12 protein-coding genes are annotated in these 15401 nt (G+C 74.9%); 3 read left to right on the top strand and 9 right to left on the bottom strand.

Annotation, left to right across the window (positions count from 1 at the left end):
- Positions 1–28: 28 nt before the first annotated feature.
- Positions 29–2137 carry a methyl-accepting chemotaxis protein gene (locus tag ACRYM0_RS04520; RefSeq protein ID WP_432502498.1) on the bottom strand — a complete coding sequence of 703 codons (2109 nt, stop codon included), beginning with the start codon at positions 2135–2137 and terminating at the stop codon, positions 29–31.
- Between the two features lie 75 nt (positions 2138–2212).
- Positions 2213–2731: a DinB family protein gene (locus ACRYM0_RS04515; protein ID WP_432502496.1), complete on the bottom strand. Its 519-nt coding sequence runs from the start codon at positions 2729–2731 to the stop codon at positions 2213–2215.
- 77 nt (positions 2732–2808) lie between these two features.
- Between ACRYM0_RS04515 and ACRYM0_RS04510 the strand changes: the two genes are divergently transcribed.
- The 3 genes from ACRYM0_RS04510 to ACRYM0_RS04500 all read left to right on the top strand — a co-directional run bounded on the left by ACRYM0_RS04510 (position 2809) and on the right by ACRYM0_RS04500 (position 5426).
- A complete protein-coding gene (locus ACRYM0_RS04510; RefSeq protein ID WP_432502494.1) occupies positions 2809–3615 on the top strand; it encodes an MOSC domain-containing protein in 807 nt (268 codons plus the stop codon).
- Entirely contained in the window at positions 3608–4567 is a 960-nt protein-coding gene (locus tag ACRYM0_RS04505) for a PDR/VanB family oxidoreductase (RefSeq protein WP_432502492.1), read from the top strand. Before ACRYM0_RS04510 ends, ACRYM0_RS04505 begins: the two co-directional genes overlap by 8 nt.
- A 112-nt stretch (positions 4568–4679) precedes the next feature.
- Positions 4680–5426: a GAF and ANTAR domain-containing protein gene (locus tag ACRYM0_RS04500; RefSeq protein WP_432502490.1), complete on the top strand. Its 747-nt coding sequence runs from the start codon at positions 4680–4682 to the stop codon at positions 5424–5426.
- Between the two features lie 19 nt (positions 5427–5445).
- Here the strand turns inward: ACRYM0_RS04500 and ACRYM0_RS04495 are convergent, their stop codons facing one another.
- From ACRYM0_RS04495 to ACRYM0_RS04465, 7 genes are all read right to left on the bottom strand, one after another.
- Positions 5446–6234 (bottom strand): amino acid ABC transporter ATP-binding protein, encoded by a 789-nt coding sequence (locus ACRYM0_RS04495; protein WP_432502488.1) that lies wholly within the window; start codon positions 6232–6234, stop codon positions 5446–5448.
- Positions 6231–7193, bottom strand: a complete 963-nt coding sequence (locus ACRYM0_RS04490; RefSeq protein WP_432502486.1) for an amino acid ABC transporter permease — start codon at positions 7191–7193, stop codon at positions 6231–6233. Before ACRYM0_RS04490 ends, ACRYM0_RS04495 begins: the two co-directional genes overlap by 4 nt.
- Complete coding sequence (locus ACRYM0_RS04485) at positions 7190–8113, bottom strand: ABC transporter substrate-binding protein (RefSeq protein ID WP_432502484.1); 924 nt, start codon at positions 8111–8113, stop codon at positions 7190–7192. The genes ACRYM0_RS04490 and ACRYM0_RS04485 overlap by 4 nt, the downstream gene beginning before the upstream one ends.
- A 90-nt stretch (positions 8114–8203) precedes the next feature.
- A complete protein-coding gene (locus ACRYM0_RS04480) occupies positions 8204–9961 on the bottom strand; it encodes a DUF7800 domain-containing protein (protein ID WP_432502482.1) in 1758 nt (585 codons plus the stop codon).
- A 109-nt stretch (positions 9962–10070) separates the two neighbouring features.
- Positions 10071–10673, bottom strand: coding sequence for a GDSL-type esterase/lipase family protein (locus ACRYM0_RS04475; protein ID WP_432502480.1), 603 nt, complete (start codon positions 10671–10673; stop codon positions 10071–10073).
- 70 nt (positions 10674–10743) lie between these two features.
- Complete coding sequence (locus ACRYM0_RS04470; RefSeq protein WP_432502478.1) at positions 10744–11289, bottom strand: Uma2 family endonuclease; 546 nt, start codon at positions 11287–11289, stop codon at positions 10744–10746.
- A gap of 89 nt (positions 11290–11378) precedes the next feature.
- The gene (locus ACRYM0_RS04465; protein WP_432502476.1) at positions 11379–15320 is read right to left on the bottom strand and encodes a multifunctional oxoglutarate decarboxylase/oxoglutarate dehydrogenase thiamine pyrophosphate-binding subunit/dihydrolipoyllysine-residue succinyltransferase subunit; all 3942 of its coding nucleotides are present in this window, start codon (positions 15318–15320) and stop codon (positions 11379–11381) included.
- Positions 15321–15401: the final 81 nt, after the last annotated feature.

Raw genomic sequence — 15401 nt, 5'->3', positions numbered from 1 at the left:
CCGGCACCCCGCCGGCCCCGCGGGGTGCTCAGAAGGTGAACCGGCGGGTGACCGCCTCCAGGTCCTCGGCGACCTGACCCAGCTCCGAGACCGCCGCGCGCACCGAGCCGACCTGCGCGGTGGTGCCGGCCACGGAGCCCGCCGCGGCCGACAGGGCCCCGGCGATCCCGCCGGAGCTGGCGGCGGCGCTGTGCAGGGTGACGCCGATCGAGGTGGTCGTGGCCAGCTGCTGCGCCACCGCGGAGGCGATCGTGGCCTGCTGGGCGTCGATGTGCGCGATGGTGCGGGAGATGGAGTCGATGTCGGCGCGCACCGCGGCCGCCTCGGCCTGCACGGCCGTCAGCGTGGGGGCGATCTCCTCGGTGGCCTGCGCGGTCTGGCGGGCCAGCTCCTTGACCTCCTCGGCCACCACGGCGAACCCCGAGCCGGCCTCCCCGGCGCGCGCCGCCTCGATGGTGGCGTTCAGGGCCAGCAGGTTCGTCTGCCCGGCGATCGCGGTGATGGTGCGCAGCACGTCGGCGATCTGCTGCGAGGAGCCGCCCAGGCGCTCCACGGTGCCCGTGGCGGCCTGCGCCAGCTGCACGGCCTCGCCCGCCACGACCGTGACGCCGCTGGTGGTGGAGGAAACCTCGTCGGCCGCCGCGCGCAGCTGCTCCACGGCCTCGGCGACGTCGCGCACGCCCTCGGAGACGCCGCCGGCGTCGCCCGCGACCTGCGTGATGTCCGTGGCGGTACTCTCGGCGGCCTCGGCCAGCTGCGCGCCGGCGCCCTCCAGCGAGGCGGCGGTCCCGGTCAGGCGCCCGGCGCCGCGGCTCATCGCCGTGACCGCCTCGCGCATGCCGGCCACCGCGTCGTCCAGGGCGCGGCCCATCTCGCCGATCTCGTCGGCGCGCTCGTCGGCGGTCGCGCCCACGGACAGGTCCCGCGCGGCGACGCGGCGCAGCACGCCCGTCAGGCGCTCGATGCGACCCACCAGCCCCCGGGCCAGCACGGCGATCAGGACGCCCAGGACGGCTGCGACCGCCAGCCCGGCCAGGACGTTGTCGCGCACGAGGGCGGCGCGCTCGCCCTGGATGCGGTCGGTGACCGCGGCGGTGTCCGCCTCGGGCAGCCAGCTGGTGACCACCCAGTCGTAGGCGGCGTAGCGGGAGACCCCGACGGTCTGCGGCCCGGAGGGCAGCTCGACGGTGGTGGTGGTGAACCCGCCGTCGGGCAGGTCCGCGGCCAGCTCCAGCAGCCGCTCCACGTACGGCTCGCCGTCGGCGTCGCGCGCGTCGAGCATCGCGTCGCCGTCGGAGGCGCCCTCGGGGGCGACCACGGCGGTGCCGCGCGAGGCGGTGGCGCTGGAGAAGACGGCGTACTGCCCGGTGCTGCCCACGGTCGCCTCGGCGAGCCGCGCGCGCAGGTCGGCGGTGACGTCGTCCTGCGGCAGGCCCACGAACACCGCACCGGCGACCTCGCCGTCGATGAGCAGCGGCTCGTACACGGTGATGTACGGCTCGTCGGCGACGACGGCGGTGCCGTGGAACGTCTCCCCGGCGAGCAGCGAGGCCACGACCGGGGTGGCGCTGCCGTCCTCCTTGACGGCGGGGATGTACGTGCCGATGTTGCGGTTCCCGTTCGCCCCGACCACGGTGGTCGCCACCCGCAGCATGTCGCCGGCCTCGTTGACGCGCTGGAAGACGGTGACCGGGGCGCCGGTCAGCGCGGCCACGGCGTCCACCGCCGGCACGGTCTGGGCGGGGTCGGTGACCTGGCCCAGCGAGGTGTCCCCGAACAGCAGCTGCGGCACGGTGACCTGCACGGCCTCCTTGGTGACCTGGTTCGTGGCGGTCCAGGTGGCGCTGCCCTGCAGGCGCGGTGCACCCAGGGCCAGCAGGCGCTCGTCGGTCGTGCGCAGGTCGCCGTCCAGCTGCGACTGCACGGCGGCGGACTGGGTCGCCACCGTGGTCAGCACCTGCGCGCCCGCGTCGCGCAGCGACTGCTCCGACATCGCGCGCACGTCGCCGGAGGTGGCGTCGGCCAGGTCGCCCACCTGCCAGGCGCTCAGCGCGCTGAGCAGGCCGGCGGTGACGACGACGGCCCCGACGCCGGGGACCAGGAGCTGGGAGCGCAGGGAGCGCAGGGGCGAGGCCACGACAGCCCATCGGCAGCCGCGGCCGGGACCTTCGTCCTCCGCCGGGAGAGGTTCGCCCGGGCCACGGCCGGGGCCTCAGGCGCCGGGACGGTCCCCGGTGCGGCCGTCGAGCAGCTCGCGCAGGACGTCGGCGTGGCCGGCGTGCCGGGCGGTCTCCTCGGTCATGTGCACCAGCACCCAGCGCAGCGAGACCGCGTCGCCGCCGCGGGTGGTGCCGCGGTCGGTGAGCTTGAGCTCGGAGACCACCGCGTCCGAGGCGGCGCGCGCCCGCGCGTAGTAGGCCAGCACGCCCTCGGTGGTCTCCCACGGGTGGATGCGCCACTCCGCGTGCGGGTCCTCGGCCAGGGCCTGCTCGGGCACCTCCTCGTTCGCCCGCCCGAACGTGCGCCCGAACCAGCCGTGCTCGACCGAGGCCAGGTGCTTGGCGATGCCCAGCAGCGAGGTGCCCGACGGCACCAGGGGCCGGCGCAGCCGCTCGTCGTCGAGGTCCTCCAGCTTCCACAGCACGGCCTGGCGCTGCCGCTCCAGGGCCGCGACCAGGACCCGCTTCTCGCCGGCCGTCTTCTCGCTCGCCGTGCTCAGGGGGCTCGTCACGCTGAGCAGGGTAGTGGTCGCGGCGCTGTGCGCAGCCGGGACGCGGGGGGAGCGTGCCCGCTCGCTACCGTGGCGCCGTGACGAGCGGGCGGTCGGCGGCGGGGGTCTGCACCAGCGGCCGGGTGGAGGCGCTGCACGTCTACCCGGTCAAGGGCCTGAGCCCGCAGCCGCTGCGCGAGGTGCAGCTGAGCGCGGGACGGGCGTTCCCCTTCGACCGGTGGTTCGCGCTGGCCCGCCCGGGCGGGGAGTACGCGCCGGGCGTGCGCCGCGGCATCTCCAAGCGGCAGTTCTTCGTGCTGGTCGACGAGGCCCGGCTGGCCGGGCTGCGCACGCACCTGGACACAGCCACGGGGATCTTCACGGTCGCGGTGCGCGAGCACGAGGTGCTGTGCGCGGACCTGCGCACCGGGGAGGGCGTGCAGCGGGTCCTGGAGCTGTTCGCGCGGGTCCTGGACCTGCCGGCGGGGGTGCTGCCGGTGTGGGCGCACGAGGAGGGCCGGCGCTTCACCGACACCGCGCCGGGCGGCGACGAGGCGATGGAACTGGTCTCGGTGCTCAACCTGGCCTCGGTCCGTGAGCTGGAGCGGCGTGCCGGCGCGCCGGTGGACCCGCTGCGCTTCCGCGCCAACGTCCACGTCGACGGCCTGCCCGCCTTCGGCGAGCTGGACCTGGTGGGCCGGGAGTTCGACCTGGGCGGGGTGCGGGTGCGCGGCGAGAAGCCCACCGTGCGCTGCGCCGCCACCGAGGTGGACCCCGCCACCGGCCGGCGCGACCTGCCGGTGCCGCAGCTGCTCTCGCGCTGCTTCGGCCACGACCTCATGGGCTTCTACGTGCGGGTCCTCACCGGCGGGACGCTGGCCGTGGGGGGTGGGGTGCGTGCCTGAGGACCTGCGGCTGCGGGTCGCCGAGACCGAGGACCTCACCGCGTCGGTGCGCCGGTTCGTGCTCGTCGACCCCACCGGCGCCGCGCTGCCGGGGTACCGCAGCGGCGCGCACGTCGCCGTGAGCACCCCCGCCGGCCACCGGCGCAGCTACAGCCTCGTCGAGCCCGGCTCGCGCGCCCCGCAGCGCTACGTGCTGTGCGTGCGCCGCGACGACGCCGGGCGCGGCGGGTCGGTGAGCATGCACGACGACGTCGCCGTCGGCGACGAGCTGGCCGTCTCCGAGCCGGCCAACGCCTTCCCGCTGCGCCGCGCGAAGCGGTACCTGTTCATCGCCGGCGGCATCGGGATCACGCCCGTGCGCTCGATGGTGGCCGAGCTGCGCGCCCGCGGCGGCGCCGACGTCACCGTGCTGTACCTGACGCGCAGCCCGGAGGAGACGGCCTTCCTCGACGAGTTCTCCGCCGACGGCTCGGTGGTGCACCACAGCGCCCTGCACGGCCGGCTCGACCTGTGGCCGCACCTGGCCGAACCGGACGACGACGCCCGCGTGTACTGCTGCGGCCCCACGGGACTGGTCGAGGAGGTCCTGGCCCTGACCGCGCACTGGCGGCCCAGCCGCGTGCACGTGGAGGACTTCGCCGGTGTGGACCCCCTGGGCGGACGCCGTGAGCCCTTCACCGCCGTGTGGGCGCCGACGGGCGAGCGGGTGGAGGTCGGTGCGGACACCACGCTGCTGGCCGCGCTGGGGCGGGCCGGGATCGCCGTGGACGCCTCCTGCGCCTCCGGCACCTGCGGGACGTGCCGGCTGCGGCTGCTCGCCGGCGAGGCCGACCACCGCGACCTCGTGCTGACGGAGGCCCAGCGCGGGGGGTCCGTCATGCCGTGCGTGTCGCGGGCGCGCTCGCCGGAGCTCGTGGTGGCTCCGGTGCGGGCGGGGGGCGGGCCCTCCTGAGACCGGTGGTCCCGCCTGCGTGCGGGGCGCGGTCCGCGGTCCACTACGCTCGGGGGACACGGTTCAAGCAAGAGCCTCTGCCGCGGTGGGTAGGAGGCCCGAAGTGACGTCGGTGAGCGACCCGGCGACTCCCCGTGAAGCCGTCGTGGCCCTCGCCGGCGTGGCGCACCGGTTGCGCACCGCCGTGGACGGCGCCCGTCAGATCCCCGACGCCTGCGACGCCGTCGTGCGGGCGGCCCTGGAAGCGGTGCCCGGTCTGCTCGGCGCCACGGTGACCGTCAGCCGCGGGCCGCGCAGCACGACCGTGGCCGGAGCCGGTGCGGTGCCCCGGCGCGCCGACGAGGTGCAGTACGCCGCCGGCACCGGGCCGTGCCTGGAGGCCATCGCGACCGGCCGCCAGCTGCACGTGGCCGACGTCTCGGCCGAGGAGCGCTGGCCCGGGGTGGTGCAGCGGTTCGCCACCCTCGGCATCGGCAGCGTCCTGTCGTCACCGCTGGTGCCCGAGGAGGGCCTGGAGTGGGCCGCGGGCCTGAACCTGTACGCGGGTGCCCCGGGAGCCTTCGACGGCGAGCGCCGCGCCCTGGCCGACGTCGTCCTGGCGGTGGGGTCCGCGAGCGTGTCCGCGTTCGCGCACCGCCAGCGCGCGGTGAACCTGGAGGAGGCCGTCGCCTCCAACCGGGACATCGGCGCCGCCGTGGGGGTCCTCATGGCGCTGCGCAAGACCACCCGCGATCAGGCCCTGGCCGATCTGCGGCACGTGTCGCAGCACACCAACCGCAAGCTGCGCGACGTGGCGGCGGAGGTCCTGCAGACCGGTCAGCTGCCCGAGCCCGCGCCGGGGCGGGCGGCGCGCTCCTGACCCGCTCGTCCCGGCGCGCTCAGCCGCCCTCGCGCACCCGGGACAGGAACGCGCGGGTGCGCTCGTGGCGGGGGGCGCCGATGACGTCGGCGGGGGTGCCGCGCTCGACGACGACCCCGCCGTCCATGAACACCACCTGGTCGGCGACCTCGCGCGCGAACTGCACCTCGTGGGTCACCACGATCATCGTGGTGCCGTCCGCGGCCAGCTCGCGCATGACCGCCAGCACCTCCCCGACGAGCTCGGGGTCCAGCGCGGAGGTCGGCTCGTCGAACAGCATGAGCTTGGGCCGCATCGCCAGCGCCCGGGCGATCGCGACGCGCTGCTGCTGCCCGCCGGAGAGCTGCGCGGGGTAGTTGCGCACGCGGTCGGCCAGGCCGACCCGCTCCAGCAGGGCCACCGCCTCCTCGCGCGCCTGCGCCCTGGCCACGCCCCGCACCCGCACGGGCGCCTCGACGACGTTCTCCAGGGCCGTCATGTGCGGGAAGAGGTTGAAGCGCTGGAACACCATGCCGATGTCGCGGCGCTGCCGCGCGAGGCGCTCGTCGCTCAGGCGGTGCAGCCGCCCGCCGCGCTCCTCCAGGCCGATGAGGTCGCCGTCCACGCGGATGCGGCCGCCGTCGATGCGCTCCAGGGCGTTGATGCAGCGCAGGAACGTCGTCTTGCCCGAACCGGAGGGGCCCAGCAGGCAGACGACCTCCCCGGCGTGGACGTCCAGGTCGACGCCGCGCAGCACCTCCACGTGCCCGAAGGACTTGTGGACGTTGACCGCCTGGACGAGGGGCGCCCGGTCGAGGGGTGCGCTCACTTCTGCGCCCCCGCCCCGACGGGGACGCCGGCCGCCGCGGTCCCGGCGCCGCCGCCGAACCCGCGGCCGAAGCGCCGCTCCAGGAAGTGCTGCCCGACCATGAGCACGCTGGTGAGGAGGAGGTAGTAGATCACCGCGGCGGCCAGCGCGGGCAGCACCTGGTAGGTGCGACCGCTGATCTGCGTGACCTGGTAGAAGAGCTCCACCGTCACCGGCAGGGCGCTCAGCAGCGAGGTGTCCTTGACCATCGCGATGACCTCGTTGCCCGTCGGCGGGACGATGACGCGCATCGCCTGCGGCAGCACGACCCGGCGCATCACCTGGCGCTTCGTCATGCCCAGCGCGGCGGCCGCCTCGTGCTGGCCGCGGTCGACGCTGAGCAGGCCGGCGCGGGCGATCTCCGCCATGTACGCGGCCTCGGACAGCCCCAGCGCCAGGACGCCGCCGGCGTACCCGCCCAGCCACGCGTACACGGTGGCCTGGTCCACGCTGAGGAACCGCAGCTGCGGCGTGCCGAAGGCGTCGGTGAGCAGGAAGTCGAACGGCACGCCCAGCGAGAGGCCCCCGGCGAACAGGGCGCCGAGGCTGCCCGTGAGGAACAGCAGCACGTACCGGGGGACCGAGCGGAAGAACCAGGTGTACACCCACGCCGAGCCCGACAGCAGCGGGTTGTCCGACAGGCGCGCGATCGCCAGCAGGACCCCGACGACGACGGCGATGACCATGGCGAGCACCGTCATGAGCAGGGTGCCGAGCAGCAGGCCGCGGATCACCGCCGTCTGGTTCATCACCTCCAGGGTGAACGCCCAGTCGAACGCCGGGCTGGTCACCAGCAGGTGGGCGAGCATCGCGACGAGCACCGCGATGACCGCCAGCGCCACCCACCGCCACGGGTGGCGGACCTCCACCGCGTCGATCCGCCCGGGGCGGGCGGCCTCGACGGAGTCCTGCGGGCTCACGGGGCCGGGTTCACCGGGAACTCGTCCACGGCGCCGTCCTGCGCGCCCCAGGCCTCCAGCGCGGCCTCGTAGGCGCCCTCCTCGGCCAGGGCCTGCAGCGCCTGCGAGATCGCCTCGGCGGTCTGCGTCTGCTCCAGCGGCACGACGACGCCGTACGGGGCGGCGTCGTAGATCTCGCCCAGCAGCTCGAGGCCCTCGCTCTGCTGCACCGCGTACGCGACGACGGGGGAGTCGGCCACCACCGCCTGCACGCGGCCCTGCACGAGGGCCGCGGTGGCGTCCTGCTGGGAGTCGAAGGGCACCACGTCGATGGCGGGCTGCCCGGCGTCCGCGCACGCCTGCTGGCGGGCGGGCAGGTCCTCGTCGGACTGCACGGTGCCGTTCTGGACGGCCACGCTCACCCCGCAGGGGTTCTCCGGGTCGATGCCGTCGGGGTTGCCCTCGCGCACGGCCCACTGGCTGCCGGCGTTGAAGTACTGGACCATGTTCACCTGCTCCAGCCGCTCGGCGTTGACGGTGAACGAGGAGATCGCGGCGTCGTAGCGGTTGCCCTGCACGCCGGTGATGAGGGTGTCGAACCCGGCGTTCTGGTACTCGGCCTGCACCCCCAGCTTGGCCGCCACGGCGTCCATGAGGTCGATGTCCATGCCGACGACCTCGCTGCCGCGCAGGAACTCGTTGGGCGCGTACTCGGCGTTCGTGCCCACGCGCAGCACGCCGGAGTCCTGCACGGACTGCGGCAGCATCGCGGTCAGCGCGGCGTCGGCGCCGACCTCGGCCGCCGCGGCGGGCGCCGACGACGAGGCGGTGCCCGAGCTGCCGGACAGGGAGTCGGACCCGCACCCGGTCAGCGCCAGGGCGCCGAGCGCGAGCGTGCCGGCGGCGCCGAGGAAGGACCTGCGGGGGGTGCGAAGGAGCACGGGACGTACCTCCGGAGTCGTGGGGAGACAGGACAGTGTGGACCACGCCGCGGACACCTCACGCACACCGGTCCTCCCGGGCGGCTCCCGTTACGCAGATGTCACACGCGGCTGCCGCGGCGTGCTCAGCTCCTGGCGCAGCGTGCGCCGCAGCCGCGGGCGGGGCCCGTGCTGGAGCGCGTGCTCCACCTCCACCGCCGCACCGCCGTCGGGGTCCAGGACCACGGTCATCACGCCGTTGCCGAACCACGGCCCGTTCTCCACCCGCCAGGCCGCGCCGGGTTCGCGCACGCCGGCGGCCAGGGCCAGCGCGCGCGTCAGCGCCCGCGCCGGCGCGGAGTCCAGGACCCGGTTGGCGACCTTCACGGGGAGCTGCAGCGGGTTGCGGAACGGCGACATCACCAGCTGGTGCACCACCGTGCCCGGGGTCGTGCCGGACCGCGGCACCCGCACCCGCGCGGTGTAGCTGCAGTGCACGTCGCCGGAGAGCAGCAGCACGCTCGCGGGCGAGCGCTCGGCGCCGGTCACCTCGCGCAGCAGCTGCACCAGCTCGTCGAACGAGGTCCGGAACGCCGCCCAGTGCTCCAGGTCGGCGGCCTGGCGCAAGCGCTCGGCCCAGCGGGCCGCGCGCCGCCCCCACACCCCGTCGGCGACGGCCTCGTCGAAGCCCTCGGCGTGGTGGACGGCGTGCAGCAGGAAGGCCGGCAGCGTCGTGGCCAGCAGCAGGTGCTGCGGCGGCTCGGCGCCCGGGCGCTGCGCGCCCGCGCCCAGCGCCTGCTCGCGCACCCACGCCCACTCCGCCTCGTCGGTGATGCGCCGCGAGCCCGGCTCCAGTCGGCGGGCGCAGCGCGAGTCCACCGCCACCAGGCGCGTGGCCCCCAGGTCGCGCGAGAAGCTCCACCGGGCGCTGGCCGGGTCCGCGTCCGCGCGCAGGGCGAACTCGTCGACCAGCCGGTCCCGCTCGGCGTCGTCCCCGCTCGCGCGCAGCCGGGCGAGCAGCTCCTCGGCGGCGAGGTCCTCGGGGGAGAGGTTGCCCAGGTGCTGGTACACCCAGTAGCTGGCGAACGCGCCCGCCACCCTGTCGCGCCACCACGGCTGCGCGCTCACCCGCCGGCGCCAGGCGTCGGAGGTGTTCCAGTCGTCGCGCAGGTCGTGGTCGTCCAGCAGCATGCACGTCGGCACGGTGGACAGCAGCCAGCGCACCGCCTGCGGAGCCCACGTCTCGTGGTAGAGCCAGGTGTACTCCTCGAAGTCGCCGATCTCGCCGCGCACCTCGGACCCGGCGTCGGGGCGGCCGCGGTGCCGCTCGCGCAGCCGCTGCACGAGCGCCGGGGTGGGGTCGTCGGCGTACACCTGGTCGCCGACGAACAGCAGCAGGTCCGGCCACCGGTCCTCCGCGGCGTGCTCGCCGACCATCCGGTGCGCCAGGGCGCTCAGGGCGTCGGGGCCCACGAGCCGCACCGACTCCGGGCCGTCGTCCCCGGCGCGCCGGCAGGAGCCGAACGCCAGCCGCAGCGCAGCGCCCTCGGCGGGGGTGCGGATCTCGCTGGCCGGCCACGACCACGCCGGGTCCACCGGGGGCCACAGGCGTTCGCCGGCGACCAGCACCCGGTACGGCAGGCGGCGGCCCGGTGGCAGCCCCTCCACCACCGCGAGGGCGAAGTGGTGCCCGTGCAGGGTGAACGTGCGGGTGGTGCCGCGGGCGGTGCCCCCGCCGGGCAGGTCGACCTCGACGACCACCGTGGCCGGTGCGTCCAGCTCCACCCACACGGTGGCCCGGGTGCCGTCGACGTAGCGCAGCAGGGGACCGAGCAGCAGGACGGGGGAGGCGACGCCGGGGCCGGGCACCCCGCAATGGTGCCCCGCGCCCGCGGGTGCGCCGCCCTGGACGTCACCCGGACGCCATCCAGACGCCACCGCGGACCCCCGTGCGGCCGCAGCGCCGGCCGCGGCGGCGTCAGGGCTGCGGCACGCCCAGCCAGTCGTACCAGCCGCTGTGCAGCACCAGCCACGCCAGCAGCCCGTACCCGGCCTGGCCCGGGTGCACGCCGTCACCGGCGGCGAGGTCGGCGTACCAGTCCTCGTGCTCGGCCAGCGGGGAGAACGTGTCGACGTAGACGACGCGGCGGCGCGCGCAGACGTCGGCGAAGGCGTCGGCGAGGTCGCCGATGCGGTCGTTGCGGTCCTCGTCGGCCACGGGGGTGGGGCCCACCACGAGGGTCGGCAGCCCGCGGGCCTCGCACTCGTCCAGCACGTTCGCCAGGTTCAGCCGGCTGCGCGCCAGCGTGGTGCCGGCGTCCAGGTCCGCGTGGCCCAGGCCCACCACGAGGCGGTGCTCGTCGCCGCCGGTGAAGCGGCGGGTGGTCTCGTCGCGCCAGCGGGCGTTGAGGTCGGTCGTGGTCTCGCCCGGCACGCCCAGCGGGTACAGGGTGATGTCGCGGTCCTCGCGGGGGGTGCGGGCCGACACGCGGCCCACCCAGCCCAGGGCGCGCGGGTCGCCCACGCCGGTCACGAACTCGTCGCCCACCAGGCACACCCGCACGTCGTAGCGGCCGTTCACAGCTGGTCCTCGCGCACGGGTGTGGTGCTCCTGTCGTCGGTGGGGGAGTGCGCGAGCCAGGGTAGTGCGCCTACGGGCCCAGCAGTGCCGCGACGTCCAGCCGCAGGCGCGCCACGCCCAGGTCCAGCTCGACCGCGCCGTCGGCCGGGCGCAGCACGTGGGTGGGGCGGAAGGCGCCGTCGTCGAGCGCGAACGTGCTCAGCGTCCGCTCGCGCGGGTCGACGATCCAGTACCGCGGCAAGCCGGCTTCGGCGTGCTTCGCCGTCTTCAGCAGCAGGTCGTCACGGCGGTTGGTGGACAGGACCTCCACGCACAGCGCGGGGGTGCCGGTGGAGCGGCGCTCGTCGGTCGCGGCGGCGGTGTCGTAGACCATGACGTCGGGGATGAAGGCGTCCGTCCCGGTCCGCCACTCCCACGCCGTGATGACCCGGTGCGCGGGCGGCAGCGCGGTGCGCAGGGCCGTGAGCAGATCGATGCACAGCTCCCGGTGCCAGCGCGTGGGGCTCGGGCTCACCAGCAGGTGCCCGTCGACGTACTCGACACGAGGGTCCTCCGGCAGCGCGTCGTACTCGTCCCAGGAGACCGGGCGACCGGCCTCCGGTGTCGTCACCGCCACGTGGTCCACCTCCTCCGCTGCGACCCAGCGCACGACGACGCCCCCGCTGCCCGGGGTGGGCGGCGGGGGCGTCGTCGTGCGGGGTGGCCTCAGCGGTCGAAGGCCTCCGCCACGAGCTGCTGCTGCTCGGCCTGGTGGCGCTTGGCCGAGCCCGCCGCGGGCGAGGCCGACGCCGGGCGCGAGACGCGGCGCAGGCGGGTGCCCGAGGCGAACAGGTTCATCGCCACGTGCTGCCAGCCGCCCTGGTTGGCCGGCTCCTCCTGGACCCACACCAGCTCGGCGTCGGGGTAGGTGGCGGCCACCTCCAGCAGGGCGTCCACCGGCAGCGGTGCGAGCTGCTCGACCCGCACGACCGCGGTGCGGGAGTCGCCGCGCTTGGCGCGCTCGGCCACCAGGTCCCAGTAGACCTTGCCGCTGCACAGCAGCACGCGGTCGACCGCCTTCGGGTCCAGCCCGCCCTCGTCGCCGATGACCTCGCGGAAGGTGCCGGTGGTGAAGTCCTCCACCGCCGACTGCGCGGCCTTCAGGCGCAGCATCGACTTCGGGGTGAAGACGATGAGCGGGCGGCGCGGGCGGGCGTACGCCTGCCGGCGCAGCAGGTGGAAGTAGCTGGCGGGCGTCGAGGGCACGGCGACCGTCATGTTGTCCTCGGCGCACAGCTGCAGGAACCGCTCGATGCGCCCCGAGGAGTGGTCCGGGCCCTGGCCCTCGTAGCCGTGCGGCAGCAGCAGCACCACCGAGGAGCGCTGGCCCCACTTCTGCTCGCCGGCGGCGATGAACTCGTCGATCACGGTCTGCGCGCCGTTGAAGAAGTCGCCGAACTGCGCCTCCCACAGCACCAGGGCGTCCGGGCGCTCCACGGAGTACCCGTACTCGAAGCCCATGGCCGCGTACTCGCTCAGCAGCGAGTCGTAGATCCAGAACTTCGCCTGCTCGGCGCCCTCGCGGCCCAGGTACAGCAGCGGCGTCCACTCGTCGCCCGTCACCCGGTCGGTCAGGACCGCGTGGCGCGAGACGAACGTGCCGCGGCGGGAGTCCTGCCCCGCCAGGCGCACCGGCGTGCCCTCCATCAGCAGCGAGCCGAAGGCCAGCAGCTCGCCCCAGCCCCAGTCCACGCCGCCCTCGCGCGTCATCTGCAGGCGCTTGTCCAGCAGCTGGCGCAGCTTGGGGTGGACCGTGAAGCCCTCCGGCGGGTTGGCCTGCACCTGCGCGATGTGCTGCAGCACCGACACGTCCACGGCCGTGGGCCGGGTGGTCAGGGGGGCCTGGTCGTCGGCCTCCTGGGCGCTGGGGCGCTCCAGGCCGCCGCGGCCGTCGCCGGTGGTGTCCGGGCTGGACTCGCGGGTCTCGGCGAACGCGCGCTCCAGCTGGGCGGAGTAGTCGCGCAGCGCCTCCTCGGCGTCCTCGACCGAGATGTCGCCGCGGCCGATGAGCTGCTCGGTGTAGCTCTTGCGGACGCTGCGCTTCTTCTCGATGAGGTTGTACATCAGCGGCTGCGTCATCGAGGGGTCGTCGCCCTCGTTGTGGCCGCGGCGGCGGTAGCAGACCATGTCGATGATGACGTCCTTGTCGAACGTCTGGCGGAACTCGAAGGCGAGCTGGGCCACCCGCACGCACGCCTCGGGGTCGTCGCCGTTCACGTGGAAGATCGGCGCCTGGATCATCCGCCCGACGTCCGTGGCGTACACCGACGAGCGCGCCGACGCCGGTGCGGTGGTGAAGCCGACCTGGTTGTTGATGACCACGTGGACCGTGCCGCCGGTGCGGTACCCGCGCAGCTGCGACAGGTTCAGCGTCTCGGCCACCACGCCCTGGCCGGCGAACGCCGCGTCGCCGTGCAGCAGGACCGGCAGCACCGGGAAGGACGCCCCCGCCATGTTGAGGCGGTCCTGCTTGGCGCGCGCCACGCCCTCCAGGACGGGGTCGACGGCCTCCAGGTGCGACGGGTTGGCCGCGACGTAGACCTTCGTCTGCTCGCCGTCCTCGCCGGTGAAGGTGCCCTCGGTGCCCAGGTGGTACTTCACGTCGCCGGAACCCTGCACGGTGCGGGGGTCCTGCACGCCCTCGAACTCGCGGAACACCTGGCTGTAGCTCTTGCCGGCGATGTTCGTCAGCACGTTCAGGCGGCCGCGGTGGGCCATGCCCAGGCACACCTCGTCCAGGCCCGCCGTGGCCGCGCGCGACAGCAGCGCGTCCAGCAGGGCGATGACGGACTCCCCGCCCTCCAGCGAGAAGCGCTTCTGCCCGACGTACTTCGTCTGCAGGAACGTCTCGAACGCCTCCGCGGCGTTCAGGCGGCGCAGGATGCGCAGCTGCTCGGCGGCGCTGGGCTTGGCGTACGGGCGCTCCACCCGGTCCTGGATCCAGCGGCGCTGCTCCGGGTCCTGGATGTGCATGTACTCGATGCCGACGGTGCGGCAGTAGGAGTCGCGCAGCACGCCCAGGACGTCGCGCAGCTTCATGTGCGCCTTGCCGCCGAAGCCGCCGGTGGGGAACTCGCGGTCCAGGTCCCACAGCGTCAGGCCGTGCGACTCGATCTCCAGGTCGGGGTGGACGCGCTGGCGGTACTCCAGCGGGTCGGTGTCCGCCATGAGGTGGCCGCGCACCCGGTAGGCGTGGACGAGCTCCACCACGCGGGCGGTCTTGTTGATCTGGTCGTCGTGGGAGACCGAGATGTCGGCGGTCCAGCGGATCGGCTGGTACGGGATGTGCAGCGCCTGGAAGACGCGGTCGTAGAACCCGTCCTCGCCCAGCAGCTTGCTGTGCACGATCCGCAGGAACTCGCCGGAGCCGGCGCCCTGGATGATCCGGTGGTCGTAGGTGGAGGTGAGCGTGATGACCTTGCTGACCGCCAGGCGGGTCAGGGTCTCCTCGCTGGCGCCCTGGTACTCCGCCGGGTACTCCATGGCGCCGACGCCGATGATGGCGCCCTGGCCCTTGACCAGGCGCGGCACCGAGTGCACCGTGCCGATGGTGCCGGGGTTGGTCAGGCTGATCGTGGTGCCGGCGAAGTCGTCCGCGGTGAGCTTGCCCGCGCGGGCGCGCCGCACGACGTCCTCGTAGGCGGCCCAGAACTCCGCGAAGTCCTTGCTCTCGCACTCCTTGACCGCCGGCACCATGAGCTGGCGCGAGCCGTCCGGCTTGGGCAGGTCGATCGCGATGCCGAGGTTGACGTGCGCCGGGTGCAGGACTGCGGGCTTGCCCTTGTCGTCCAGCGCGTACGCCGCGTTCATCGACGGCATCTGCCCCAGCGCCTCGACGATCGCGTACCCGATGAGGTGCGTGAAGGAGACCTTGCCGCCGCGGGCCCGCTTGAGGTGGTTGTTGATGACGATGCGGTTGTCCACCAGCAGCTTCGCCGGGACGGCCCGCACGCTCGTGGCCGTGGGGACCTCGAGCGACTCCTCCATGTTCGTCACCACGCGCGCCGCGGGGCCGCGCAGCTTCTCCACCACGTCCCGCTCGGGGAACGCCGCCCGCACCGAGCTCTCAGCGGGGCTCTTCGCGGGCTGCTTCGCGGGCGCGCCGCCGGCCGGGGCGGGGCTGACGGGTGCGGGCGGGGGCGTCGTGGCCCGTGCGCCGGAGGCCGTGGACGTGGAGCCGCCGCCGGCCGGCACCGTCGTCGGGGCGCCGCCGGGCGCCGGGGTGGGGCCGTCGGTCTTCCCGACCGGGGCCGGGGCGGGGGTCCGCGCGGGCTCGCGCACCGCGGCCGCGGGAGCCGGGCCGGCGTCGCGCGGGCCGGTGGACCCGTTGGGGGTGGACCCGGCGCCGGACGTGCCGTTGGCGGTGGACCCGTTCGCGGTGGGCCCGGCGCCGGTCGAGCCGTTCGCCGAGCCGTTCCCCGCCGGTGCGGCGGCGGTGGTGGACCCCGCCGGGTTCTCCGCGGGGGTGTAGTCGGCGAAGAAGTCCCACCACGCTTCGTCGACGGAGTGCTTGTCCTTCAGGTACTGCTCGTACAGCTCGTCGACGAGCCACTCGTTCGGGCCGAACGTGGCGAGCTTGTCCTCGTGGGGCGAGGGCTGCTGAGGCACGGCGTTGTCGCCTTCTTCCTCGATGTCGGGCTACGCGGGCGCACCACCACCCTATCCCGCGCCCCAGGGCGTCGCGGCACG

The sequence above is a fragment of the Kineococcus arenarius subsp. arenarius genome, from assembly GCF_050871845.1.
Lineage (GTDB): Bacteria > Actinomycetota > Actinomycetes > Actinomycetales > Kineococcaceae > Kineococcus.
Note: the sequence above shows the minus strand (reverse complement) of the source record. Positions and strands in the feature narration are given on the sequence as shown.